Source organism: Pantoea sp. USHLN298, from assembly GCF_037149395.1.
GTDB lineage: Bacteria > Pseudomonadota > Gammaproteobacteria > Enterobacterales > Enterobacteriaceae > Pantoea > Pantoea astica.
Map to the genome: position 1 here is coordinate 425,720 of NZ_JBBCRO010000004.1, position 23,585 is coordinate 449,304.

The window sequence follows — 23,585 nt, forward strand, 5'->3', positions numbered from 1 at the left end:
ACGGCGTGGCTTATGACGGGTGAAAACGGGATTGAGTAAAAGTACCCATGAAAATTCCTTATATTCCAGAAGATGCACCCTTTAATGGCGATCAGAAATACTGGCTGGCGGGCTTCCTCGCCGGTCTTCACTCCCGTTTACTGGTGTTAGAAGACAAGCAGCAGCCTGCGGCCGGAACGGGCGCCGCGGCCACTACCCAACTGCATATTCTCTACGGCTCACAAACCGGCAACGCGGAAGCGCTGGCGCAAACTGCCGCCAAATCAGCGCGTGCCAAAGGGCTGGTGCCGGTGGTTCAGGCGCTGGGCGATGTCGATCTGGATGTGTTCGCCACCATGCGTCACGTGTTGATCGTCACCTCCACCTACGGCGAAGGCGAAATGCCGGACAACGCTCAGTTGTTCTGGGATGCGATCTCCGCCAGTACCGCGCCGCGGCTGGAGCAGATGCACTTTGCCGTGCTGGCGATTGGTGATACCGGCTACGATGGCTTCTGCCAGGCGGGTAAATTCATTGATATGCGTCTGGAGCAGCTGGGCGCGAAACGCGTGGTCGATCGTATTGATTGCGATATCGATTATGAAGAGCCGTCCAGCGAATGGCTGAACAGTTCGATGCCACAGTTTGCCGCCAGCGCGGGCAGTAGCGGCACGGTGCTGGAGAGCGCGCCAGAAGCGCCGGTAATCCCGGGCAGCAACAAGTCGAATCCTTACGCTGCAGCGCTGATCACCAATAAGCGCCTGTCGGGCGAGCAGTCCGCGAAAGACATTCGCCACTTTGAATTTGATCTCAGCGACAGCGGCCTGAAATATGAAGCGGGCGATGCGCTGGGCGTGATTCCGGTCAATGAACCGTCGCTGGTCAGCCTGCTGCTGACCCAGCTGAATGCCGATTACCAGACGCCGGTACCCGGTTTTGACCGCAGCCTCGGCGATCTGCTGACCTATCAGTTTGAAATTTCAGAACCGTCACGCAAGCTGATTGAGTGGGTGGGACAGAACACCACCAACCAGGAACTGCGCCACGTATTGCAGCACGACGATAAAGATGCGCTCGGCGTGTGGCTGTGGGGCAAAGATACGCTCGACCTGCTGCAGCTTGAGCTGACCCGTTCGCTGCCGGTGCCGGAATTTGTCGCGCTGCTGCGTCCGTTACAGCATCGTGCTTACTCTATCTCGTCAAGCTCAAAGGCGCACCCTAACCAGGTTCACCTGACGGTGGCGTCGGTACGTTATCACAGCGGTGGCCGTAATCGTGGCGGCGTCTGCTCGACCTATCTGGCCGAGCGCGTGCGTCGTGGTGAAAAGCCCGCCATTTTCATCTCGCCAAACAAAGCGTTTCGCGTACCGGCGAATAACAGCGCCCCGCTGATCATGGTCGGACCGGGCACCGGTATCGCGCCATTCCGCGCCTTTTTGCAGGAGCGCCAGGCGACCGGCGCGCAGGGTAAAAACTGGCTGTTCTTTGGCGATCAGCATCAGGAACATGACTTCATCTATCGTGACGAGCTCACCGGCTGGCACGACAGCGGTTTACTGACCCGGCTGGATCTGGCGTTCTCACGCGATCAGGAGAAGAAGATCTACGTGCAGACCCGTATGCTGGAACAGGGCGCAGAGCTCTATGCCTGGCTGCAGGAAGGCGCTTATTTCTACGTCTGTGGTGATGCCTCACGCATGGCGAAAGATGTCGACAGCGCGCTGTATGAAGTGGTGCGTCAGTTCGGCGGACTTTCCAGCGAACGTGCCGCGGACTACATCGATCAGCTGAAGAAAGAGAAGCGTTACCTGCGCGACGTCTATTAATCGGCGCCCGCGTTAACGCATAAAAAATCCGGCTTGCGCAGGCAGCCGGATTTTTTTATGCCCGATCGGCAGGCAAAAAAATACCCGTCGTGATGACGGGTATCTGATGTTATTTAACGACGCGCAGTGAAGGCCGTCCGCCACGCGGTGGTGGATCGTCGTCAGGTGGCGTCTCGTCATCGCCGGCATCGTCAGGACGATCACCATCAATCACGGACATCATCGTCTCTTCCTGACCGTCTGACGTCTCCTGAGAGGCCAGCTCGTAAGCCGGTTCAGGTTCAAACATGGTTCCTGCACCGTTTTCGCGGGCATAGATCGCCAGAATCGCCGCCATCGGCACATTAACCTGGCGAGGAACGCCGCCGAAACGGGCGTTGAACGACACCTGATCGTTAGCCAGATCGAGATTGCCGACTGCGCGCGGCGCAATGTTCAATACGATCTGACCATCGCGCGCATACTCAAGCGGCACCTGCACGCCAGGCAGATTGATGTCGACCACCAGATGCGGCGTTAACTGGTTGTCGAGCAACCAGTCATAGAAAGCGCGCAGCAGATAGGGACGACGTGCGGTAAGTTGCGACATTTCCATAAATCAGCCCCGGGCTTGCAGGCGCATTTCACGTTCAGCTTCAGTTAATGAAGCAAGGAAAGAGTCACGCTCAAACACGCGATTCATATAGCCTTTCAGCTCTTTTGAACCGGAGCCGATCAAATCGATGCCCATTGACGGCAGACGCCACAACAGCGGTGCCAGATAGCAGTCGACCAGGCTAAACTCTTCGCTCATGAAGAACGGTGTGCGACCAAACAGCGGTGCAATCGCCAGCAGCTCTTCACGCAGTTGCTTGCGAGCCGCTTCAGCTTCCTGACCGCTGCTGTTCTCAACGGTTCTCATCAGGCTGTACCAGTCCTGCTCAATGCGGTGCATCATCAGACGGCTTTCACCACGGGCAACCGGATAAACCGGCATCAGCGGTGGATGCGGGAAACGCTCATCTAAATATTCCATGATGATGCGTGATTCATACAGCGTCAGCTCACGATCTACCAGCGTCGGCACCGTGCGATACGGGTTGAGGTCAATCAGATCCTGCGGCAGGTTATCCATTTCGACCTGCTCGATCTCTACGCTGACACCCTTCTCCGCCAGGACGATACGTACCTGATGGCTGAAAATGTCAGTAGGACCAGAAAACAGCGTCATTACCGAACGTTTGTTGGCAGCGACAGCCATGAAAACCTCCAAGTTTGTTCACAAAAAGTTACTGCGAATAGCCAACCATCCGGCGACTCACTTGCTCATAGAACTCGCACGCAACCCACGTTAGCTGCGTCGTATACTGATATCCCGACGGCGGGGAGACGCATAACGCACCGGCCTGCGGGCGCAAAGTGACACAGAGTTTACCAGATTTTAGGCAGCTTGTGGGCGTGGAATGAATCTTTGCGGGGAAATTGCGAGCGCCGTTAACGTTTTCCGCCAGCACCGGTACGGCGGCAGAAAGCAAAAAACCCGCCGAAGCGGGTTTTTTGTGCCAATTGTCGCAGCCAGAGCTGCAAACAATTAACGCTTGGAGAACTGAGGACGACGACGTGCTTTACGCAGGCCGACTTTCTTACGTTCAACCTGACGCGCATCACGGGTAACGAAGCCAGCTTTACGCAGCTCCGCACGCAGAGATTCGTCATATTCCATCAGAGCGCGGGTGATACCGTGACGGATCGCACCAGCCTGACCAGAAATACCACCACCTTTAACGGTGACGTACAGATCGAATTTACCAACCAGATCCAGCAGCTCAAGCGGCTGACGAACTACCATGCGGGCAGTTTCGCGACCGAAGTACTGTTCCAGAGAACGTTGGTTGATAACGATGTTACCGCTACCCGGCTTAATAAATACGCGAGCGGTAGAGCTTTTGCGGCGACCAGTGCCGTAGTTTTGAGTTTCAGCCATTGCCTTTAATCCCGATTAAATGTCAAGAACTTGCGGTTGCTGTGCCGCATGGGTGTGCTCGTTGCCTGCGTAAACTTTCAGTTTACGGTACATAGCACGACCCAGCGGGCCCTTCGGCAGCATGCCTTTAACCGCGATCTCAATCACACGCTCAGGACGGCGAGCAATCATCTCTTCAAAGGTCGCCTGTTTGATACCACCGATGTGGCCAGTGTGGTGATAGTAGATCTTGTCAGTACGCTTGTTGCCGGTTACAGCAACTTTTTCTGCGTTCAGAACGATGATGTAATCACCCGTATCAACGTGCGGAGTGTATTCCGCTTTATGCTTACCACGCAGACGGCGCGCCAGTTCAGTCGCCAGGCGACCCAAAGTTTTGCCCGTTGCGTCAACTACAAACCAGTCACGTTGGACGGTTTCTGGTTTAGCTGTAAAAGTTTTCATCGAAAAGCTTACCCAAATTAAGTTACACGTTGGTGAAATCCCAAACGCTTAAGTAAACGAATGAGGCTCACACGACCATTTTGACCAGCAAGCCACCCCTTCGGATAGAGTTACTGGAACACAGAGGATTTGGGAAAAAAATCCTTTGCTGTAACGTGGGGTCGCAAGATTATAGAGAAGTCGGTTACAAAAATCGAACCCTATTTCACTATTTATCCGCTTTATTCTCACGGCAGGTGCGGCAGACGCAGGTACTCTTCGCTCTGCATCTCCTGCAGGCGGGATAAGCAGCGCTGGTACTCAAATTTCAGCCGCGTCCCCTGATAAATCTCGGTCAGCGAGGTTTCCGCCGCCACCACCAGCTTCACATGACGCTCATAAAATTCATCAACCAGTGCGAGGAAGCGGCGCGCCTGATCCTCGGTTTTATAAATCATCACCGGTACATCATGCAGCAGCACGCTGTGGAAACGGCGCGACAGGGCAATGTAGTCATGCTGGCTGCGCCCTTCCCCGCACAGGGTCGTGAAGTTGATCGCCAGCACACCCTCACTGACGCCCAGCGTCGGCATCTGACGGTGGTTAATCTCCAGCACCGGTGCCTGCTCTGGTTTACCGCCCGCCAGCGCCTGGAACATGCGCGCCATCTCCGCATGGGTCGCCGCGTTCAGTGGATAGTTCCACAGATGGGCCGAGGTCAGCGTGCGTAACCGGTAATCGATACCCGCATCAACGTTCATCACATCACAGTGGGTTTTAATCTGCTCAATCGCTGGCAGGAAGCGCGCACGCTGCAGCCCGTTGCGGTAGAGATCGTCCGGCGGAATGTTTGAGGTCGCGACCAGCGCGATACCGCGTTCAAACAGCGCCTCCATCAGGGTACCCAGCAGCATCGCATCGGTAATGTCAGAAACGAAAAATTCGTCGAAACAGAGGATATCGGTTTCGGCTTTGAAGCGGTCGGCGATGATCAGCAGCGGATCGCTCTGGCCCTGCAGTTGGGTCAGCTCTTCGTGTACCCGCAGCATAAAGCGGTGAAAGTGCAGCCGCAGTTTGCGCTCGCCAGGAATAGACTGAAAAAACAGATCCATGACCCAGGTTTTTCCCCGACCCACACCGCCCCACATGTACAAGCCACGCAGCGGGGCGAGCGTCTCATTTTTCTCTTTGCCGATCAGCTTCGACAGGCGGCCCAGCAGGCCAGATGTGGCAGGCGCAGCAGATTGCTGACGGGCGACCAGAGCGTGCTGGAGCGCGTCTAAACGGGTAATGGCTTCACGTTGTACGTCATCGGGCTTAAATTCGCCCTGCGACAGCGCCTGCTCATAACGAGCAAGCGGAGATGAGGTTTGCATTGTTCTCTCAGAGTCCCTGAATTTTGTCTGATTCATACAGCGGTTGTCGAAAAAAAGGCCGCTCTACACTAAGCCATGCCGCTCCAGAGTTCCACATCCATAAGATTAACGGGTATAGTGACTACTATTGAAATGGTGCAATGCCCTACGGAACAACGGAAATAACACGGGAGTCATTATGACCTGGGAATACGGGCTAATTGGTTTAGTGGTAGGCATTATTGTCGGCGCAGTCGCGATGCGTTTTGGCAACAGGAAATTGCGTGAGCAGCGCAGCATGCAGTACGAACTGGAAAAAACCAAAGCGGAACTGTCAGATTATCGCGAAGAGCTGACCAATCACTTCGCGCAGAGTGCGGAGCTGCTGGACAACATGGCACGCGACTATCGTCAGCTCTATCAGCATATGGCGAAAGGTTCTAACGACCTGCTGCCTAATCTGCCGGGTGAGAAAAACCCGTTTGCCTATCAGCTGACCGAGGCGGAAGCCGATAACGATCAGGTCCCGGTACAGATGCCGCGTGACTACTCTGAAGGGGCATCCGGTTTACTGCGCGGCGAGCGCCCTGCCCGCGACTAATCTTTATGGGGCGCAGCCGGTCTGCGCCCACGTTTTTTGCGAACCCTGACCTCAAACGACTGTCACACTGATTTATTCCTCCCACTTTTTGCAGCGAGAGCGTTGTAGCAATGAAAAAACAAGCCCGACTGTTTAGCGCATTAGCCTTGAGTATTGGGATGAGCCTTGCCGCCGCGCCAGACGCGATGGCAACGCTACCGGCACAAATCGCCGGTCAACCGCTGCCAAGCCTGGCGCCGATGCTGGAGAAAGTGCTGCCCGCCGTGGTCAGCGTTCACGTTGAAGGCACCGAGTCAGCGTCTCAGGGCCAGGATATTCCTGAACCACTGAAACGCTTCTTCGGCCAGATGCCTGGCGGAAATAATCAGCCCCAGCCCTTTGAAGGACTCGGCTCAGGGGTAATCATCGACGCCGCCAAAGGTTACGTGCTGACCAATAACCATGTGGTCAACGGCGCGGATAAGATTAATGTGCAGTTGGGCGACGGCAGCGAATATGAAGCCAAACTGATCGGCCATGATGAGCAGACCGATATCGCCTTAATTCAGATCCAGGGTGCAAAAAACCTGACTCAGGTAAAAGTGGCCGATTCCGATCAGCTGAAGGTGGGTGATTTCGCCGTGGCGATCGGTAACCCGTTTGGTCTGGGTCAGACCGCAACCTCCGGTATTATCTCGGCGCTGGGGCGTAGCGGCCTGAATCTGGAAGGACTGGAAAACTTTATCCAGACCGATGCGGCGATTAACCGCGGTAACTCAGGCGGTGCGCTGGTCAATCTGAATGGCGAACTGATCGGCATTAACACGGCGATTCTGGCCTCAAGCGGCGGTAACATCGGCATCGGCTTTGCCATTCCCAGCGATATGGCGATGAATCTCGCTCAGCAGCTGATCAAATATGGCGAAGTGAAGCGCGGCCAGCTCGGCATTAAAGGCACTGAAATGACCGCGGATATGGCCAAGGCGTTTAACGTCGATGCGCAGCGCGGTGCCTTTGTCTCAGAAGTGCTGCCGCAGTCAGCAGCCCAGAAAGCGGGCGTGAAGTCCGGCGATATCATCACCTCCGTGAATGACAAACCGATTACCAGCTTCGCCGAACTGCGGGTGAAGATCGGCACCACCGCGCCAGGCGAGCAGGTGAAGCTCGGCTTGCTGCGTGAAGGTAAGCCGGTCACGGTGACCGTCACGCTGGAGCAAAGCGCACAAACCACTGCCAGTGCCCAATTGATGTCGCCGGCACTTCAGGGTGCCACGCTGAGTGATGGCCAGACCAAAACCGGTGATAAAGGGGTGAAGGTCGATACCATCGAGAAAGGCACGCCGGCGGAACAGGTTGGCCTGCAAAAAGATGACGTGATTGTTGGCGTTAACCGCAACCGCGTTCAGTCGATCGCGGAAATGCGTAAAGTGCTGGAAGGCAAACCGCCGGTACTGGCGCTGAATGTGGTACGCGGCGACGAAAGTATCTATCTGTTGTTGAGATAAACCTCGCATTATGGCGGACACAAGCGCGTGTGTGTCCGCCGCTCTCATGTTATTCTGCCCAGCGATCTCCCCTGGCGTAATTTAACACCATGTTTCTTAAACTTTTGCGTGCCGTGGTGCTGGGCCTGATTGTGGCGGGTATTTTGCTCGCAGCACTGCCTGCACTGCGTATGGGCAGCGACGCCCTCTATAACCACGAAGACAGTAACGACGAAACTCCCTTTAGCTTTAACCAGGGGGTGCGCCGCGCTGTGCCTGCAGTCGTGAACGTCTACAACCGTAGCGCGCATGGCAATAACAATCGCGGCATCACTACCCTGGGTTCAGGGGTGATCATGAACGCAAAAGGCTACATCCTCACCAATAAGCATGTCATCAACAATGCCGACCAGATTATTGTGGCGCTGCAGGATGGCCGTTTCTTTGAAGCGACGCTGGTGGGCTCAGACGCCATGACCGATCTGGCGGTGTTGAAAATCACCGCCTCCAGCCTGCCTGTTATCCCGATCAATCCTAAACGTCTGGCCCATATCGGCGACGTGGTGATGGCGATCGGCAACCCCTATAACCTCGGCCAGACGGTCACCCAGGGAATTATCAGCGCCACCGGCCGGGTAGGATTAAGTTCTTCGGGCCGGCAAAACTTCCTGCAAACCGACGCCTCGATTAACCAGGGCAACTCTGGCGGTGCGCTGATCAACTCGCTGGGCGAACTGATGGGCATCAATACCCTGACCTTCGACAAAAGCAATGATGGCGAAACGCCGGAAGGCATTGGATTCGCTATTCCGACTGCGCTGGCCTCGAAGATCATGGATAAGCTGATTCGTGATGGCCGGGTGATTCGTGGCTACATTGGTATCACCGGGCGCGAACTGCCGCCACTGCATGGTCAGGGCAGCAGTCTGGATCGGGTACAGGGCATTATCGTTAGCGTGGTGACCCCGGACGGTCCGGCCGATAAAGCCGGTATTCAGGCCAATGATGTGTTGCTGAGCGTCAACGGCAAGCCAGCGGTTTCCGCGCAGGAGACGATGGACCAGGTGGCTGAGATTCGCCCGGGTTCAGTGATTGATGTGCAGGTATTGCGTAACGATCAGACGCTGACGCTGCCGGTCACCATTCAGGAGTTTCCTGACAGCAGCCAGTAGCACAGCACGCGGCATGCCAGCCGCCATGATTTAGCCTGACAGGCAGGGCTGGCCCAGCTGAAGAGCAAAGCGTCCGAGCCAGGAAGGTGAGGCCGACCTATAGGGAAGTAGGTCTCCTTTGCGATCGGCTGGGCCATCCCTGCCCTTTCCACCTTTTTCCCGCCAGATGGTTAGCAACGATCCACCGGAAACGCGATTACATCACTCAATGACTCCGCTTTCAGCGCCAGCATAATCAGCCGATCCACGCCGAGCGCGACGCCGGAACAGGCGGGCATCCCATGCGCCAGCGCATCCAGCAGATGAGTATCGATGGGATGTTGCGGCAGGCCACGCGCCGCACGACGGCGATTATCCTGCTCGAAGCGCTGACGCTGTTCACGGCTGTCCGTCAGTTCACGGAAACCGTTCGCCAGTTCGATGCCCTTGTAATAGACCTCGAAGCGCTCAGCGACGCGGTGATCCTCGGTACTGATCTCCGCCAGTGCCGCCTGGCTGGCCGGGAAATGATAAACGAAGCAAGGCTTATCCTGGCCAATCTTCGGTTCCACGCCCAGCATAAACAGCAGCATCAGCAGGGTATCGCGATCGTCTTCCGCCCGCGCCAGTTCGCCTTCGCCCAGCTTTTCTGCCACTTCACGCAGCTGCGCCTTGTCCGCAGAGAGCGGATCGATTTCAAGATGACGAATAAACGCCTGCTGATAGGAGAGGGATTCCGCGCTGTCGCACTCCAGCACCTGTTGCATCAGATCGTCGACTTCATTCATCAGACGATACATGTCGTAGTGCGGCCGATACCACTCCAGCATGGTAAATTCCGGGTTATGGTGACGGCCCGCTTCCTCATTACGGAAACTGCGCGCCATCTGGTAAATCGGCCCGCTGCCAGCAGCCAGCAGGCGCTTCATGTGATATTCCGGGCTGGTCATCAGCCAGAGATCGCGCCCCTGCGCGGCACCCGGCCCGACAAACCGCGTCTGGAACGGCACCAGATGGATATCGGTAATCGTCGCCTGACTCATCGCCGGCGTATCCACTTCCAGTACGCCACGATCGGCAAAGAAACGACGCACTTCGGCTAAAATCGCCGCGCGTTTTAACAAATTGGCGATGGATGCGCTTGGTTGCCAGCTTGCCGTTTCGCTCATGGTGATGACTCCTGATACAAATAAGGGGTGGAAGTCTACCTGCAATACCTGCGGCAAACAATCTCGCGCCCGCGCTGCCAAAAACAGCGTTTCGGCTTCTATACTTAAACAGTTAAATCACAAAGGAATCCCACTATGTCTCCATGGAAAACCGTTATTGCCAGCCTGAGCGCCTTTCTCTCCGTCGCCTGTAGCACCACGCCGCCAAAGAACGTCACCGTGATTGAAAACTTTGACAGCCAGCGCTACCTCGGCCAGTGGTATGAGATTGCCCGTCTGAATCACCCTTTTGAACGCGGCCTTGAACAGGTGACGGCGAACTACAGTCCGCGCGACGATGGCGGTCTGAAGGTGATCAATCGTGGCTACAACGTGAAGAAACAGCGCTGGCAGGAGAGCATCGGCAAGGCGTACTTTACCGGCGATCCGCAACGCGCGGCGTTGAAAGTTTCCTTCTTTGGCCCCTTTTACGGCGGCTATAACGTTATCGCCCTCGACCCGGACTACCGCTATGCGCTGGTGTGCGGACCGAATCGTCACTATCTGTGGATTCTTTCGCGGACTCCGCAACTGGAGCCAGGCGTGAAAGAGAAGCTGGTCGATCAGGCACGCCGGGATGGATTCCCGGTTGACGAGTTAATCTGGGTAAAACAGAAATAGTGCGGAAACGAACAGCCGGTACGAAACGTGTTTCGTACCGGTTGGAATAGCGGTTTACTTAGTGCTGTTTTGAATCGCCTGACCACCCGCTTCGACGTCTTCACCCACGCCACGCGTGGTATTACAGGCCGTCAGCAGTGAAGAGAGAAACAGTACAGATAAGAGTGTGACAATACTTTTCTTTAACATAACAATGTCCTTTTTGATGGATGTAAAAGTACAGCGCTTTAAGCATAGCCGGATTTCCGACGACTGCCGCTGGCGAGTCCACAAAATAGACGATGTTTAACAGTCAGTTTGCCGCACGCGAAATGGCACCACCTAAGTGGGAGACATCTTCGCCAAAACCGTGGAAAGTGTTGCAGGCGCTCAGCGCAGAGGAGACCAGCAACGCGAATGCGATTAATTTTGCCAGCTTTTTCATTTTTTCACTCACACAAGAAAAAGGCGCATCTGAGGATGCGCCTGCGGCACTTATTTTACGCGTGACACGTATTCGCCAGAGCGGGTGTCAACTTTCACCACTTCGCCCTCTTGTACGAACAATGGCACTTTCACCACTGCGCCAGTTGAGAGCTTGGCTGGCTTACCGCCGGTACCTGCGGTGTCACCTTTCAGGCCTGGATCGGTTTCGATGATTTCAGCTTCGATAAAGTTCGGCGGCTGAACGGCGATCGGACGGCCATTCCACAGCGTAACGATACATTCAGCGTTATCCTGCAGCCATTTGGCGGCATCGCTGACGGTCTTCTCTTCAACCTGGAACTGCTCGAAGCTTTCCGGGTGCATGAAGTGGTAGAACTCACCGTCGTTGTACAGGTAGTTCAGGTTAGTATCCATAACGTCTGCGCCTTCGGCGGAGTCGGTGGATTTGAAAGTTTTCTCAACGCGAGAACCCGTCAGCAGGCGACGCATTTTAACGCGCGCGAATGCCTGACCTTTACCCGGTTTAACGAACTCACTGGATTCGATGGCATACGGCTCGCCTTCGAACATGATTTTAAGACCGGGACGGAAATCGTTGCTAGAATAAGTCGCCATGAAGGCCCTCTACGAAAATTGATACTGGTACTAAGCCAAAAAAATGGCACACATTGTAACCCTAAAAACACCTTCCAGAGAAGATTGGTTGCAGCAACTTGCTGATGTTGTCACTGAACCTGATGAATTACTGCGGATTTTAGCGCTGGATCAGCATACCGAGCTGGCCGAAGGTGCGGACGCGCGGCGTCTTTTCGCCTTGCGCGTTCCTCATGCGTTTATCAACCGGATGAAGAAAGGTGATGCGCACGACCCGCTGCTGCTTCAGGTACTGACCCGTCGCCAGGAATTCATCGATGCGCCAGGTTATAGCACCGATCCGCTGGATGAACAAAGCAACGTTGTCCCTGGCTTGCTGCATAAATACCGAAACCGCGCTTTATTGCTGGTGAAAGGCGGCTGCGCGGTCAACTGTCGCTACTGTTTCCGTCGTCATTTTCCTTATCAGGATAATCAGGGAAATAAACGTAACTGGCAGGCGGCGCTGGACTATATCGCTGCTCATCCGGAGCTGGATGAGATCATTTTCTCTGGCGGCGATCCGCTGATGGCAAAAGATCATGAGCTCGCCTGGCTGATTGCGGCGCTGGAGAAAATCCCGCACCTGAAACGGCTGCGTATCCATAGTCGTTTACCGGTGGTGATCCCGGCGCGGATTACCGACGCACTCTGTCAGCTGCTGAGCGAAACGCGGCTGCAGGTGCTGATGGTCACGCACATTAACCATGCGCAGGAGATTGACGACGCGCTGCGTGAGGCGATGGGTGACCTGAAACGTGCGGGCGTCACGCTGCTTAACCAGAGCGTGCTGCTGCGTGGCGTCAACGACAATGCACAGACCCTGGCGACGCTGAGTAATGCGCTGTTCGATGCGGGCATTCTGCCCTATTACCTGCACGTGCTGGATAAGGTACAGGGTGCCGCGCATTTTTACGTCTCTGATGACGAGGCGCGTCAGCTGGTGCGGGCTCTGCTGTCGCAGGTCTCCGGTTATCTGGTGCCAAAGCTGGCGCGGGAAATTGGCGGCGAACCGAGTAAAACACCACTCGATCTGCAGTTGCGGCAGGAATAAAAACGGCCGGCGCAAGGCCGGCCGTCGGAAGAAGGCATCATGCCGGATTTACATTACGGGCACTTATAAACCTGGCCGGTCATTTTGCTGTCGAGTGGCGCGAAGGCAGACAGCAGGTTCTGCGTCGGGCTGGTCGCACCGTAGATCACGTTGCCGCCCATTTCCGCTGCCCGGTTGCGCAGATCATTTGCCGCACCGCGCAGGGCGCTGCTCTCTCCACCTGCACCGCTCAGCCAGTTACTCTGTGAGCCGGTAAGATTCCCCAGAAGCTGACACTCACTGCCGGGCTGCTGATCGGTAAAAGTCACGCGCTGGCCTGCCGAGGAGAGTTGAGTAGAGCTGCTACAGCCCGCCAGCAATAACGCGCCAGCCGTCAGTCCGAGCAAGAGGTTAATCCGCATTGTAATCCCCATTTATTATCATCAGAGTCGGGTGGCAGCGTAGCAGAAAGCGATGTTTTCTTTCTGCACATTCATTGCCCTATCCCGTTATATCGTCTCAATATTTCATGCCGCCAGCAGCCTGGCAAGCGTGCCGATCCTGATGAACTGATTTTAACCAGTAGATCCAGCGATGCCCTCGCAGACAGCGTGACATATCAAGAGAAAAGACGAACGATTGCGCCACTACTTATACTATTTTCCGCCCCAAAAGAAAAACCCCCGACCGTTTCCGATCGGGGGTTCCTGATGACTTAAGCAGTCAACGGCAGATTACATCATGCCGCCCATACCGCCCATGCCACCCATACCGCCAGCGCCGCCGCCTAAATCAGGTGCGTCGCCTTTTGGCAGGTCAGTGACCATACATTCGGTGGTGATCATCAGACCCGCAACAGAGGCCGCGTACTGCAGAGCAGAACGGGTCACTTTGGTTGGGTCCAGGATACCGAAGTCGATCATGTTGCCGTACTCTTCAGTCTGTGCGTTGTAACCGTAGTTACCGTCGCCCGCTTTCACGTTGTTAGCGACGACAGATGGCTCTTCACCGGCGTTAGAAACGATCTGACGCAGTGGAGATTCCATTGCGCGCAGCGCAACTTTGATACCGACGTTCTGATCTTCGTTCTGACCACGCAGATCGGCCAGCTGTGCAGCAACGCGAACCAGCGCCACACCACCACCAGCAACCACGCCTTCTTCTACCGCAGCACGGGTTGCGTGCAGGGCATCTTCAACGCGGGCTTTCTTCTCTTTCATTTCAACTTCAGTCGCTGCGCCCACTTTCAGAACGGCAACGCCGCCTGCCAGTTTCGCTACGCGCTCCTGCAGTTTTTCTTTATCGTAGTCAGAGGTTGCTTCTTCGATCTGCTGACGAATCTGGGTTACACGGCCCTGAATCGTCGCTTCTTCACCCACACCGTCGATGATGGTGGTGGTGTCTTTGTTGATCACAACGCGTTTTGCCTGACCCAGATCTTCCAGAGCCGCTTTTTCCAGCTCCATACCGATCTCTTCAGAAATCACGGTACCGCCGGTCAGGATAGCGATATCCTGCAGCATGGCTTTACGACGGTCGCCGAAGCCTGGTGCTTTAACCGCAGCCACTTTCACGATGCCGCGCATGGTGTTAACCACCAGCGTTGCCAGCGCTTCGCCTTCTACGTCTTCCGCGATGATCAGCAGAGGTTTGCCCGCTTTCGCCACGGCTTCCAGTACTGGCAGCATTTCACGGATGTTAGAGATTTTCTTGTCAGCCAGCAGGATGAATGGAGATTCCAGTTCAACCGCACCGGTTTCTGGCTTGTTGATGAAGTAAGGTGACAGGTAGCCGCGATCAAACTGCATACCTTCAACCACATCCAGCTCGTCCTGCAGGCCGGTGCCTTCTTCAACGGTGATCACGCCTTCTTTACCCACTTTCTCCATCGCCTGAGCAATCAGCTGGCCCACGGTTTCATCGGAGTTAGCAGAGATCGTACCCACCTGCGCAATTGCTTTAGAGTCTGAGCAAGGTACAGACAGCGCTTTCAGTTTCTCAACCGCAGCGATAACTGCCTGGTCGATACCGCGCTTCAGGTCCATCGGGTTCATACCCGCGGCAACCGCTTTCAGGCCTTCGGTGATGATAGACTGCGCCAGAACGGTCGCTGTGGTGGTACCGTCGCCCGCAGCGTCGTTCGCTTTAGAGGCCACTTCTTTCACCATCTGCGCGCCCATGTTCTCGAACTTGTCTTCCAGTTCGATTTCACGTGCCACAGAAACACCATCTTTAGTGATGGTCGGTGCACCAAAAGATTTATCCAGAACCACGTTACGGCCTTTCGGGCCCAGGGTAACTTTTACTGCATCTGCCAGTACGTTCACGCCACGCAGCATTTTTACGCGTGCGTCATTACCGAATTTTACGTCTTTAGCTGCCATTTTAAATATCCCTTAAATTCGTTTCGTTCAGTGAATTACGCGAAAAAATTACGCTTCAACAACGGCCAGAATGTCGCTCTCAGAGATGATCAGCACCTCTTCGTTGTCGATTTTCTCGGTTTTCGCGCCATAACCTTCGTTGAAGATCACGACGTCACCCACTTTCACGTCCAGCGGCTTAACGTCACCACTCTCAAGGATGCGGCCGTTGCCGACAGCCAGCACTTCACCACGAGTGGATTTGCCGGCTGCAGAACCGGTCAGCACGATGCCGCCAGCTGATTTAGCTTCAACTTCTTTACGCTTGACGATAACGCGATCGTGCAATGGACGAATTTTCATTTGATAGCTCTCCTTTGAGAAGTCCAATCATTCAGTTTTGGGGTTGAACACCGGGCTGCATGGCTTCCGGCCTCGTGACCTGAGAGATAGGGCCGCCGCCACCCTCTTTCAAGGGGGCGGACAACAAATTTTTTACGCAGATGTGATAAGTGATGGCTTTTTGAGCAACCGGCGCAAAGATCGCCGCCGGAAATAAAAAACGCAACCCGAAGGTTGCGTTTTACCGTGCTGATAACGGCATCAGCGATCTTTGGGATCGTCATGGTGCTCAAGGCGATCGCTGTTTTTGCGCTCGAACTCGCCATCCATGGTATAGCCGCTGTCCGGTCCGGCGCCCGGACCGCGCCAGACGCGCAGATGCGGCATCAGCTTCAGGGTCAGATGCTTTTGCACCGGCGGCAACAGCAACAGCAGGCCCAGCAGATCGGTAAAGAAGCCGGGCAGCAGCAGCAGGAAACCGGCGATGATCAGCGACACGCTTTTGATCATCTCTTTGGCCGGGCTTTCGTTACGCGCCAGCTTCTCCTGCATCAGCATGAAGTTTTTCATGCCCTGATTTTTGACCAGCGAGACCCCGATGCATGAGGTAAAGATCACCAGCAGCATGGTGAGCAGCACGCCCATGACGTGTGCGACCTGAATAAACAGCGAAATTTCGATCCAGGCCAGGACAAAAAAGACTAATAACGGTATCCAGCGCACCGTACTCTCCTGTAAGTGAGGGCTGACCGGCAGCGTGCCGATCAGCAGAAAGCGTTCATCTCAGTGATGATAAGAAAAGAGATGGGCACCCGTGCCGCCTTTTTCAACCGATCCTGTCAAATTTATCCCGCAGGGTTAATTTTGTAACCAACTTCACATATCGTTAACCTGACGGCAGCGTTAAGTGATCTGCATGCGTGCTTTTCTGATGCATCAGAATATGATCGTGCTCACCAGTATGAAGACGGATAAAATGTCGGTACGGGTACACCACGACGAAATAAACACATCCTCTGTGATGGTTAGCGGCAACAACAAGAAGGTTATCATGGCGAACAACATTCGTATCGAAGAAGACCTGTTAGGTATGCGCGAAGTGCCGGCGGATGCCTATTATGGCGTTCATACTCTGCGTGCGATTGAGAATTTTTACATCAGCAATAGTAAAATCAGCGACATACCTGAATTTGTCCGCGGTATGGTGATGGTCAAAAAAGCGGCAGCAATGGCCAACAAAGAGCTGCAAACCATCCCGCGTAACATCGCCAATACCATCATTCAGGCCTGTGACGAAGTGCTTAACAACGGTCGCTGCATGGATCAGTTCCCGGTCGATGTCTATCAGGGCGGCGCCGGAACCTCGGTTAACATGAATACTAATGAGGTGCTGGCGAACATCGGGCTGGAGCTGATGGGACACCAGAAAGGGGAATATCAGTACCTCAACCCTAACGATCACGTCAATAAATGCCAGTCAACCAACGACGCCTACCCGACCGGTTTCCGTATCGCGGTCTACAGTTCCCTGCTGAAGCTGCTGGATGGCATCAGTCAGCTGGCCGAAGGTTTCCAGCGCAAAGCTGACGAGTTCCAGACCATCCTGAAAATGGGCCGTACCCAGTTGCAGGATGCGGTGCCGATGACGCTGGGTCAGGAATTTCACGCCTTCAGCGTGCTGCTGAATGAAGAGACCAAAAGCATTCTGCGCACCGGCGAGCTGCTGCTGGAAGTGAACCTCGGCGCCACCGCTATCGGTACTCGCCTGAACACGCCAGATGGCTATCAGCACCTTGCGGTGCAGCGTCTGGCGGAAGTCAGCAACCTGCCGGTGGTGCCGGCGGAAGATCTGATCGAAGCGACCTCCGACTGTGGCGCCTACGTAATGGTGCATTCGTCACTGAAACGCCTGGCAGTGAAACTCTCTAAGATCTGTAATGACCTGCGCCTGCTCTCCTCAGGTCCGCGTGCTGGCCTGAATGAAATTAACCTGCCGGAATTGCAGGCGGGTTCGTCGATCATGCCAGCCAAAGTCAATCCGGTGGTGCCGGAAGTGGTGAATCAGGTCTGCTTCAAAGTGATTGGCAACGACATCACCGTGACGATGGCCTCTGAAGCGGGCCAGCTGCAGCTCAACGTGATGGAGCCGGTTATCGGCCAGGCGCTGTTTGAATCGATCAGCATCCTGACCAACGCCTGCTACAACCTGCTGGAAAAGTGCGTCAACGGCATTACCGCCAACCGCGCGGTGTGCGAAGCCTATGTCTTCAACTCGATCGGCATTGTCACTTACCTCAATCCTTACATCGGCCACCACAACGGCGATATCGTCGGCAAAATCTGCGCGGAAACCGGTAAGAGCGTGCGTGAAGTGGTGCTGGAACGCGGACTGCTGACCGAAAGCGAACTGGACGATATTTTCTCGGTACAGAACCTGATGTATCCGGTTTATAAAGCGAAACGTTATACCGACGAAAACGAGCAGTAAGGTTTAACCCACGCTGGTTAACTAAAGGCACACCGCGATCAACACGGTGTGCCTTTTTCTTTGGTAAACAGCACAACAGATTCTCGCAGGTTAAATATTCAGGAGTGATGCATGTTTGTGGTTGAGCTGCTTGTCGTGTTGCTGGCGATCTGGTTGGGTGCGCGTCTCGGCGGCATCGGCATCGGGTTCGCAGGCGGAATGGGCGTACTGATCCTGACGCTGGGCTTCGGCCTGCCGCCAGGCACCATCCCGTTCGACGTGATCGAAATTATCATGGCGGTGATCGCCGCCATCGCCGCCATGCAGGTCGCAGGCGGAATGGATTATCTGGTGAGCCTGGCCGAACGGCTGCTGCGCCGGCATCCGCGTCACGTCACGCTGCTGGCCCCGCTGGTCACCTACCTGATGACGCTGCTGGCCGGCACCGGCCATACCGCCTTCTCGACATTGCCGGTGATTGCGGAAGTGGCGAAAGAGCAAGGCGTGCGTCCTTCCCGTCCGCTCTCCATCGCCGTGGTCGCCTCACAGATTGCCATCACCGCCTCGCCGCTTTCCGCTGCGGTGGTATTCTTCGCGACCCTGCTTGAACCGCGCGGCGTCAGCTACATTACGCTGCTGGCTATCGCGATTCCCTCAACCATGGTCGGCCTGTTTCTGGCGGCGCTGGTCACCAACTTCCTTGGCAAAGAGCTTAAAGATGATGAGGTTTATCAGGCGCGTCTTGCCAAAGGCGAAGTCAGACTTCGCGGTGCCAGCGTCTATCAGCCGAAACCGGGCGCAAAAAAATCGGTGCTGCTGTTTCTGGTTGGCATCATCGCCGTGGTGCTTTACGCCACCGCTACCAGCCCCAGCGTTGGGCTGATCGTTAATCCGCCGCTGCCGCGCAATGAAGCGATTGTGGTGTTTATGCTGACCATCGCCACGCTGATCAGCCTTAGCTGCAAACTGGATACCGGCGAGATCCTCAGCGCCAGCACCTTTAAGTCTGGCATGAGCGCCTGTATCTGCGTGATGGGCGTCGCCTGGCTGGGCGATACCTTCGTTAAAGCCCATCTGGCGGATATTCAGATGCTGGCCGGCGATGCCCTGAAAACCTATCCCTGGATGCTGGCGCTGGTGCTGTTCTTCGCCTCGATGCTGCTCTATTCGCAGGCTGCGACCACCAAAGCGCTGATGCCAGCCGCCCTGCTGCTCGGCGTCTCGCCGCTTACCGCCATCGCCTCCTTTGCGGCGGCTTCGGCGCTGTTCGTGCTGCCGACTTACCCTACCTTACTGGCGGCGGTGGAGATGGACGACACCGGATCGACCCGGATTGGCAAGTTTGTTTTCAACCATGCCTTTATTATTCCCGGCGTGATCGCCATTACGCTGTCGGTGATGGCTGGCTTTATCTTCGGCGGGATGCTGCTATAGCCCGATAACGGCATCGCTGTCTGAGCGTGCTATCATCGGCGCTCTTTGAAACAGGAGCATTGCGATGAATGCCGTCGTTATCCTTTGTACCGCGCCCGATCAGGCGACGGCGCAACGTCTGGCCACCCTGGCGCTTGAGGCCAGACTGGCGGCCTGCGTCACGCTGCTGCCGGGCGCGACCTCGCTTTACCTCTGGCAGGGCCAGCTCGAACAGAGCAGCGAAGTGCAGATGCTGCTGAAATGCGATAGCGATCACCAGCAGGCATTGTTCGATCTGATCAAACAGGCGCATCCCTACGAGGTGCCGGAACTGCTGGCGCTACCGGTTCAACATGGAGACAGTGAATACTTGTCATGGCTGCACGCATCTCTCGCTTAATTACGCTGCTGCTGGCGCTGTTTATCAGCCTGCAGGCGCACGCTTCCCTTTTTTCCAACACCGCCAGTAGTCGTTTTGTGCCGGTCGATCAGGCGTTTGGTTTTGACTTCGACCAGCAGGGCGCGCAGCTCAATCTGCACTGGAAAGTCAAATCGGGCTACTACCTCTATCGTCAGCAGATTCACCTCACGCCAGCCAATGCCACGCTGGCACCGCTGACGCTGCCCGCCGGACAGCCGCATGAAGATGAATTTTATGGCAAGAGTGAGATCTATCCGCAGGATCTGACGGTGCCGGTGACGCTGCTACAGGCCGCCAGCGGTGCCACGCTGAGCGTCACTTATCAGGGCTGTGCCGCTGCCGGGTTCTGCTATCCGCCTGAAACCCGCACCGTTCCGCTGAGTCCGGTCACGGCCAGTAGCGCCCCGCCGGTGGTAAGCCTGCCGCCTGCACCCGCCACGCCGCTGCCCTTTTCACCGCTGTGGGCGCTGCTGATTGGTATTGGCGTCGCCTTCACGCCCTGTGTGTTGCCCATGTATCCGCTAATTTCCGGCATTATTCTCGGCGGCCAGCGCCACTATTCGTTTGGCCGGCTGTTTGCACTGGCGATGGTCTATGTGCAGGGCATGGCGCTGACCTACACCCTGCTGGGTCTGGTGGTGGCCGCTGCCGGTCTGCGTTTCCAGGCGGCGTTGCAGCATCCCTGGGTGCTGTCGGCGCTGTCGCTGCTGTTTATCGTGCTGGCGCTGTCGATGTTCGGCCTGTTTACGCTGCAGTTGCCCGCCAGCCTGCAAACCCGCTTAACCCTGTGGAGTAATCGCCAGCAGGGCGGCTCGCTGCCCGGCGTATTTTTGATGGGCGCGCTGGCCGGTTTAATCTGCTCCCCCTGCACTACCGCGCCGCTCAGCGCCATTCTGCTCTATATCGCGCAGAGCGGTAATCTGTGGGCCGGTGCCGGTACCCTGTGGCTCTATGCGGTTGGCATGGGCTTACCGCTGATTGCCGTCACCCTGTTTGGCAATAAGCTATTGCCGAAGAGCGGGCCGTGGATGCAGACGGTTAAAGAGGGGTTTGGTTTCGTCATCCTTGCGCTACCGGTTTTCCTGATGGAACGGGTGCTGGGCGAGCTATGGGGATTGCGGCTGTGGAGCCTGCTGGGCGTGGCGTTCTTTGGCTGGGCGTTCAGCGTCAGCCTGCGCGCCAGCAGCGGCAAGTGGCGCGTGGTGCAGATTATCGTGCTGGCTGCGGCCCTGATCAGCGCCCGTCCGCTACAGGACTGGGCCTTTGGTGGCCCGACCGCGCAGCAGACGGTGGCACACCTGCCGTTCCAGACCATCCAGACGCCGCAACAGTTACAGACAGCGCTGCAACAGGCCAATGGCCGCATCACCATGGTCGATCTCTATGCCGACTGGTGTGTCGCCTGCAAAGAGTTTGAAAAATACACCTTTAGCGACAGCGCGGTACGCGATAGCCTGAGCCAGGTGCAGCTATTACAGGCTAATGTCACCGCCAATAGCGCCAGCGATAATGCGCTGTTGCAGCATCTTCAGGTGCTGGGATTACCGACCATTTTATTCTTTGATGCGCAGGGTCATGAGATTGCTGATTCGCGCATCACCGGGTTTCTCAATGCTGCCGATTTCCAGGCGCATTTGCAGAAACTCACCCGATAAACAACACTGGAGTCAGGCAATTGCCCGGTGTAAAACGCCGGGCCTGCATACCAGAGGAGAGTCACTTGCAGCGTGAACAAATACTCGAGCATGCATTGAATGTGCTTGAACAGAACGGCCTCGCCGCCACCCTCTCATTGGAAACCCTGGCGGGCCAGACCGACCTTTCGCTCGAACAGCTCCGGCTGTTCTGGCCCGATCGTGACGCCCTGCTCTACGATGCGCTGCGCTATCACGCCCAGCAGATTGATACCTGGCGGCGTCAGATCCTGCTGGATGAGGCACTGTCGCCGGAACAGAAGCTGATGGCGCGCTATGAAGTGTTAAGCGAACACGTCAGCAAAGGCCGTTTCCCTGGCTGTCTGTTTATTGCCGCCTGCAGTTTCTATCCGCAGCCGGACCAGCCGATTCATCAGCTGGCGGAGCAGCAGAAGCGCGCCTCCTGGCAGTTCACCCATGAGATTCTGCTGGAACAGGCGCTGGATAACCCGAGCATGGTGGCCGATCAGATGGAGCTGATTCTGGAAGGCTGTCTCAGCAAACTGCTGGTGAAGCGCAACGTGCAGGATGTCGCTACCGCTCAGCGGCTGGCGGAAGATGTTTACAGCATTGCGCTGTGCCGTAAAAACGGCGCGCTGGCCTGAGGTTTTACCCGCTTTGACTGAAAAGCAGGCAATCAGTCACGTTTCCCGTGGTTTTTTGGTGAAAGCCGTTGACGCCCGGCGGCCTTTACGGTTTAATGCGCCCCGTTGCCCGAATAGCTCAGTCGGTAGAGCAGGGGATTGAAAATCCCCGTGTCCCTGGTTCGATTCCGGGTTCGGGCACCATCTTTAAAGAACCCGCCTCTGGCGGGTTTTTGCGTTTCCGGGCGACGAACCCGTCATCGAAGGTTCGATGACCTCGCCACATCCCTGTGGCTCGCCCTGCGGGTTCGCGCGCAGGCGCGCGATGCAAAAATGCTCCCGGCATTTTTGTCCGGGTTCGGGCACCATCTTTAAAGAACCCGCCTCTGGCGGGTTTTTGCGTTTCCGGGCGGCGAACCCGTCATCGACGGTGCGATCCACGCCTCACTTCAGCAATCGACCCACACCGCGCCGGCATCCGCGGATTTCACACACTGCGCCACCCAGCGCACGCCCATTAATCCGGCATGCACATCGGGATACCAGAAATCCTGCAGGAAGGCGCTGTCACGCCGATCGGTGGCATCCATCGCCAGCGCGAAGCGCCGATAGAGATTCGACCAGGCCTCAAATAAACCTTCAGTATGCCCTCCGCCGATGCGGTCCTCTTCCAGCGCGCGCGGACTGAGATAGCCCATGCCGCGCTCCAGAATCCGCACCGGCTCGCCCTGCACTTCGTAACGTAGCTGGTTCGGCTGCTCATCCCACCACTCCAGGCTGGCTTTTGAGCCGACAACCCGAATTTTCTGTCCGTGCATTGAGCCAGCATTCACCGCTGAGGCCCAGAGCGTACCAACCGCCCCGTTGTCATATTCCATCATCACAAAGGCATTATCCTCCAGTGGTGCGCGGCTAGCGACAAAGCTCTGACGTGAACAGAGCAGCCGTGTCACTTTCAGCTGCGGCAGCATCGTTTCCGCGATAAACAGCGGATGCGTGGCGAGATCGCCCAGCACATAACTTGGCCCGACAAAGCGCGGATCGACCCGCCAGCGGGTACTTTCGCTTTGCAACTCGACTGCCTCATTGTGGAAGCCATGCGCAAACTGCATATTGACGATGCGGATCTCACCCAGCGCACCGGCAGCGATCATCTCGCGCGCCTGATGGACCAGCTGATGTCCGGCATAGCCGTAGGTCACGCCGACCACCTTCTGCTTCTCCCGGCTCAGCCGTTCCAGCTCATCCGCCTCTTCGACGGTGAAGCAGAGCGGCTTCTCGCACACCACATGCAGTCCGGCGTTCAGCGCTGCCCGACAAATGGCGAAATGGGTATTGTTGGGTGTGGCAATCGAGACCGCTTCAATGCCATCTTCCCGTTCCGCTTCTGCGGTAAACAGGCTGGCGTAATCGGGATAACAGCGTTCAGATGCCACACCAAGCGCATTGCCAAATTCACGCCCGCGCGCGGCGTCGATATCAAAGGCGCCCGCCAGCAGCGAGAAGTTGCCATCGCGCTGCGCCGCAGAACGGTGGATATAGCCAATCTGGCTGGTTCCGCCGCCGCCGACCATGCCCCAGCGCAGTGAGCGATTCAGTGCTTTTTTACCGTTAATCAT

26 protein-coding genes and 1 tRNA gene are annotated in these 23,585 nt (G+C 56.1%); 12 read left to right on the plus strand and 15 right to left on the minus strand.

The annotated features are described in order from the left end of the window. Positions 1–47: 47 nt before the first annotated feature. Positions 48–1,805, plus strand: a complete 1,758-nt coding sequence (locus WFK59_RS12890; RefSeq protein WP_233985492.1) for a sulfite reductase subunit alpha — start codon at positions 48–50, stop codon at positions 1,803–1,805. Between the two features lie 109 nt (positions 1,806–1,914). Here the strand turns inward: WFK59_RS12890 and sspB are convergent, their stop codons facing one another. The 5 genes from sspB to zapE form a co-directional block, all read right to left on the minus strand. Further along, complete coding sequence (gene sspB / locus WFK59_RS12895) at positions 1,915–2,400, minus strand: ClpXP protease specificity-enhancing factor (protein WP_233985493.1); 486 nt, start codon at positions 2,398–2,400, stop codon at positions 1,915–1,917. A gap of 3 nt (positions 2,401–2,403) precedes the next feature. Continuing rightward, the gene (gene sspA, locus WFK59_RS12900) at positions 2,404–3,045 is read right to left on the minus strand and encodes a stringent starvation protein SspA (RefSeq protein WP_031375458.1); all 642 of its coding nucleotides are present in this window, start codon (positions 3,043–3,045) and stop codon (positions 2,404–2,406) included. A gap of 330 nt (positions 3,046–3,375) precedes the next feature. Then, the gene (gene rpsI / locus WFK59_RS12905) at positions 3,376–3,768 is read right to left on the minus strand and encodes a 30S ribosomal protein S9 (protein ID WP_031375459.1); all 393 of its coding nucleotides are present in this window, start codon (positions 3,766–3,768) and stop codon (positions 3,376–3,378) included. A gap of 15 nt (positions 3,769–3,783) precedes the next feature. Next, positions 3,784–4,212 (minus strand): 50S ribosomal protein L13, encoded by a 429-nt coding sequence (rplM, locus tag WFK59_RS12910; protein ID WP_008925400.1) that lies wholly within the window; start codon positions 4,210–4,212, stop codon positions 3,784–3,786. Positions 4,213–4,439: 227 nt separating this feature from the next. Then, positions 4,440–5,567, minus strand: a complete 1,128-nt coding sequence (gene zapE / locus WFK59_RS12915) for a cell division protein ZapE (RefSeq protein ID WP_336755947.1) — start codon at positions 5,565–5,567, stop codon at positions 4,440–4,442. 178 nt (positions 5,568–5,745) lie between these two features. Here zapE and zapG point away from each other — a divergent pair, with 178 nt between their 5' ends. From zapG to degS, 3 genes are all read left to right on the plus strand, one after another. Further along, on the plus strand, positions 5,746–6,147 hold the full coding sequence (gene zapG, locus WFK59_RS12920; RefSeq protein ID WP_233985495.1) for a Z-ring associated protein ZapG: 402 nt from the start codon (positions 5,746–5,748) through the stop codon (positions 6,145–6,147). Positions 6,148–6,257: 110 nt separating this feature from the next. Further along, positions 6,258–7,631, plus strand: a complete 1,374-nt coding sequence (degQ, locus tag WFK59_RS12925; RefSeq protein WP_233985496.1) for a serine endoprotease DegQ — start codon at positions 6,258–6,260, stop codon at positions 7,629–7,631. Positions 7,632–7,720: 89 nt separating this feature from the next. After that, entirely contained in the window at positions 7,721–8,782 is a 1,062-nt protein-coding gene (gene degS, locus WFK59_RS12930) for an outer membrane-stress sensor serine endopeptidase DegS (protein ID WP_233985497.1), read from the plus strand. Between the two features lie 170 nt (positions 8,783–8,952). Here the strand turns inward: degS and epmA are convergent, their stop codons facing one another. Then, complete coding sequence (gene epmA / locus WFK59_RS12935; RefSeq protein WP_233985498.1) at positions 8,953–9,930, minus strand: elongation factor P--(R)-beta-lysine ligase; 978 nt, start codon at positions 9,928–9,930, stop codon at positions 8,953–8,955. A 135-nt stretch (positions 9,931–10,065) separates the two neighbouring features. Between epmA and WFK59_RS12940 the strand changes: the two genes are divergently transcribed. Beyond that, positions 10,066–10,590 (plus strand): lipocalin family protein, encoded by a 525-nt coding sequence (locus WFK59_RS12940; RefSeq protein WP_336755948.1) that lies wholly within the window; start codon positions 10,066–10,068, stop codon positions 10,588–10,590. A gap of 54 nt (positions 10,591–10,644) precedes the next feature. On the opposite strand, the gene WFK59_RS12945 is transcribed toward WFK59_RS12940, so the two are convergent. The 3 genes from WFK59_RS12945 to efp form a co-directional block, all read right to left on the minus strand. Then, positions 10,645–10,779, minus strand: coding sequence for an entericidin A/B family lipoprotein (locus WFK59_RS12945; RefSeq protein WP_233985500.1), 135 nt, complete (start codon positions 10,777–10,779; stop codon positions 10,645–10,647). A 103-nt stretch (positions 10,780–10,882) separates the two neighbouring features. Continuing rightward, positions 10,883–11,014: an entericidin A/B family lipoprotein gene (locus tag WFK59_RS12950; protein ID WP_031375467.1), complete on the minus strand. Its 132-nt coding sequence runs from the start codon at positions 11,012–11,014 to the stop codon at positions 10,883–10,885. Positions 11,015–11,064: 50 nt separating this feature from the next. Further along, positions 11,065–11,631, minus strand: coding sequence for an elongation factor P (efp, locus tag WFK59_RS12955; RefSeq protein ID WP_233985501.1), 567 nt, complete (start codon positions 11,629–11,631; stop codon positions 11,065–11,067). Positions 11,632–11,674: 43 nt separating this feature from the next. Between efp and epmB the strand changes: the two genes are divergently transcribed. Continuing rightward, on the plus strand, positions 11,675–12,703 hold the full coding sequence (gene epmB, locus WFK59_RS12960; protein WP_336755949.1) for an EF-P beta-lysylation protein EpmB: 1,029 nt from the start codon (positions 11,675–11,677) through the stop codon (positions 12,701–12,703). A 53-nt stretch (positions 12,704–12,756) separates the two neighbouring features. Here the strand turns inward: epmB and WFK59_RS12965 are convergent, their stop codons facing one another. The 4 genes from WFK59_RS12965 to WFK59_RS12980 form a co-directional block, all read right to left on the minus strand. Beyond that, positions 12,757–13,104 (minus strand): DUF4156 domain-containing protein, encoded by a 348-nt coding sequence (locus tag WFK59_RS12965; protein ID WP_233985503.1) that lies wholly within the window; start codon positions 13,102–13,104, stop codon positions 12,757–12,759. Between the two features lie 312 nt (positions 13,105–13,416). After that, the gene (gene groL / locus WFK59_RS12970) at positions 13,417–15,066 is read right to left on the minus strand and encodes a chaperonin GroEL (protein WP_094122227.1); all 1,650 of its coding nucleotides are present in this window, start codon (positions 15,064–15,066) and stop codon (positions 13,417–13,419) included. Between the two features lie 48 nt (positions 15,067–15,114). Continuing rightward, positions 15,115–15,408 (minus strand): co-chaperone GroES, encoded by a 294-nt coding sequence (locus WFK59_RS12975; RefSeq protein ID WP_003848316.1) that lies wholly within the window; start codon positions 15,406–15,408, stop codon positions 15,115–15,117. A 240-nt stretch (positions 15,409–15,648) separates the two neighbouring features. Further along, entirely contained in the window at positions 15,649–16,110 is a 462-nt protein-coding gene (locus WFK59_RS12980) for an FxsA family protein (protein WP_233985505.1), read from the minus strand. A 328-nt stretch (positions 16,111–16,438) separates the two neighbouring features. On the opposite strand from WFK59_RS12980, the gene aspA reads away from it, so the two are divergent. The 6 genes from aspA to WFK59_RS13010 all read left to right on the plus strand — a co-directional run bounded on the left by aspA (position 16,439) and on the right by WFK59_RS13010 (position 22,170). After that, on the plus strand, positions 16,439–17,875 hold the full coding sequence (gene aspA, locus WFK59_RS12985) for an aspartate ammonia-lyase (RefSeq protein WP_233985506.1): 1,437 nt from the start codon (positions 16,439–16,441) through the stop codon (positions 17,873–17,875). Between the two features lie 111 nt (positions 17,876–17,986). Further along, entirely contained in the window at positions 17,987–19,288 is a 1,302-nt protein-coding gene (locus tag WFK59_RS12990; RefSeq protein WP_233985507.1) for an anaerobic C4-dicarboxylate transporter, read from the plus strand. A gap of 64 nt (positions 19,289–19,352) precedes the next feature. Then, positions 19,353–19,667, plus strand: a complete 315-nt coding sequence (cutA, locus tag WFK59_RS12995; RefSeq protein WP_233985508.1) for a divalent cation tolerance protein CutA — start codon at positions 19,353–19,355, stop codon at positions 19,665–19,667. Further along, positions 19,643–21,343, plus strand: a complete 1,701-nt coding sequence (locus WFK59_RS13000) for a protein-disulfide reductase DsbD (RefSeq protein WP_336755950.1) — start codon at positions 19,643–19,645, stop codon at positions 21,341–21,343. The genes cutA and WFK59_RS13000 overlap by 25 nt, the downstream gene beginning before the upstream one ends. Before the next feature lie 65 nt (positions 21,344–21,408). Next, entirely contained in the window at positions 21,409–21,987 is a 579-nt protein-coding gene (gene dicD / locus WFK59_RS13005) for a division control transcriptional repressor DicD (RefSeq protein WP_233985510.1), read from the plus strand. A gap of 107 nt (positions 21,988–22,094) precedes the next feature. Continuing rightward, a tRNA-Phe gene (locus WFK59_RS13010) sits at positions 22,095–22,170 on the plus strand. Between the two features lie 3 nt (positions 22,171–22,173). Here WFK59_RS13010 and WFK59_RS13015 read toward each other — a convergent pair. Both WFK59_RS13015 and WFK59_RS13020 read right to left on the minus strand, forming a co-directional pair. Continuing rightward, complete coding sequence (locus WFK59_RS13015; protein WP_336755951.1) at positions 22,174–22,407, minus strand: hypothetical protein; 234 nt, start codon at positions 22,405–22,407, stop codon at positions 22,174–22,176. An 8-nt stretch (positions 22,408–22,415) separates the two neighbouring features. Then, a complete protein-coding gene (locus WFK59_RS13020; protein ID WP_233985515.1) occupies positions 22,416–23,585 on the minus strand; it encodes a Gfo/Idh/MocA family protein in 1,170 nt (389 codons plus the stop codon).

Coding starts and splice junctions, on each gene's coding strand:
- WFK59_RS12890 (WP_233985492.1), top strand. CDS start 48: ATGAAAATTCCTTATATTCCAGAAGATGCACCCTTTAATGGCGATCAG.
- sspB (WP_233985493.1), bottom strand. CDS start 2,400: ATGGAAATGTCGCAACTTACCGCACGTCGTCCCTATCTGCTGCGCGCT.
- sspA (WP_031375458.1), bottom strand. CDS start 3,045: ATGGCTGTCGCTGCCAACAAACGTTCGGTAATGACGCTGTTTTCTGGT.
- rpsI (WP_031375459.1), bottom strand. CDS start 3,768: ATGGCTGAAACTCAAAACTACGGCACTGGTCGCCGCAAAAGCTCTACC.
- rplM (WP_008925400.1), bottom strand. CDS start 4,212: ATGAAAACTTTTACAGCTAAACCAGAAACCGTCCAACGTGACTGGTTT.
- zapE (WP_336755947.1), bottom strand. CDS start 5,567: ATGCAAACCTCATCTCCGCTTGCTCGTTATGAGCAGGCGCTGTCGCAG.
- zapG (WP_233985495.1), top strand. CDS start 5,746: ATGACCTGGGAATACGGGCTAATTGGTTTAGTGGTAGGCATTATTGTC.
- degQ (WP_233985496.1), top strand. CDS start 6,258: ATGAAAAAACAAGCCCGACTGTTTAGCGCATTAGCCTTGAGTATTGGG.
- degS (WP_233985497.1), top strand. CDS start 7,721: ATGTTTCTTAAACTTTTGCGTGCCGTGGTGCTGGGCCTGATTGTGGCG.
- epmA (WP_233985498.1), bottom strand. CDS start 9,930: ATGAGCGAAACGGCAAGCTGGCAACCAAGCGCATCCATCGCCAATTTG.
- WFK59_RS12940 (WP_336755948.1), top strand. CDS start 10,066: ATGTCTCCATGGAAAACCGTTATTGCCAGCCTGAGCGCCTTTCTCTCC.
- WFK59_RS12945 (WP_233985500.1), bottom strand. CDS start 10,779: ATGTTAAAGAAAAGTATTGTCACACTCTTATCTGTACTGTTTCTCTCT.
- WFK59_RS12950 (WP_031375467.1), bottom strand. CDS start 11,014: ATGAAAAAGCTGGCAAAATTAATCGCATTCGCGTTGCTGGTCTCCTCT.
- efp (WP_233985501.1), bottom strand. CDS start 11,631: ATGGCGACTTATTCTAGCAACGATTTCCGTCCCGGTCTTAAAATCATG.
- epmB (WP_336755949.1), top strand. CDS start 11,675: ATGGCACACATTGTAACCCTAAAAACACCTTCCAGAGAAGATTGGTTG.
- WFK59_RS12965 (WP_233985503.1), bottom strand. CDS start 13,104: ATGCGGATTAACCTCTTGCTCGGACTGACGGCTGGCGCGTTATTGCTG.
- groL (WP_094122227.1), bottom strand. CDS start 15,066: ATGGCAGCTAAAGACGTAAAATTCGGTAATGACGCACGCGTAAAAATG.
- WFK59_RS12975 (WP_003848316.1), bottom strand. CDS start 15,408: ATGAAAATTCGTCCATTGCACGATCGCGTTATCGTCAAGCGTAAAGAA.
- aspA (WP_233985506.1), top strand. CDS start 16,439: ATGGCGAACAACATTCGTATCGAAGAAGACCTGTTAGGTATGCGCGAA.
- WFK59_RS12990 (WP_233985507.1), top strand. CDS start 17,987: ATGTTTGTGGTTGAGCTGCTTGTCGTGTTGCTGGCGATCTGGTTGGGT.
- cutA (WP_233985508.1), top strand. CDS start 19,353: ATGAATGCCGTCGTTATCCTTTGTACCGCGCCCGATCAGGCGACGGCG.
- WFK59_RS13000 (WP_336755950.1), top strand. CDS start 19,643: ATGGCTGCACGCATCTCTCGCTTAATTACGCTGCTGCTGGCGCTGTTT.
- WFK59_RS13020 (WP_233985515.1), bottom strand. CDS start 23,585: ATGATTAACGGTAAAAAAGCACTGAATCGCTCACTGCGCTGGGGCATG.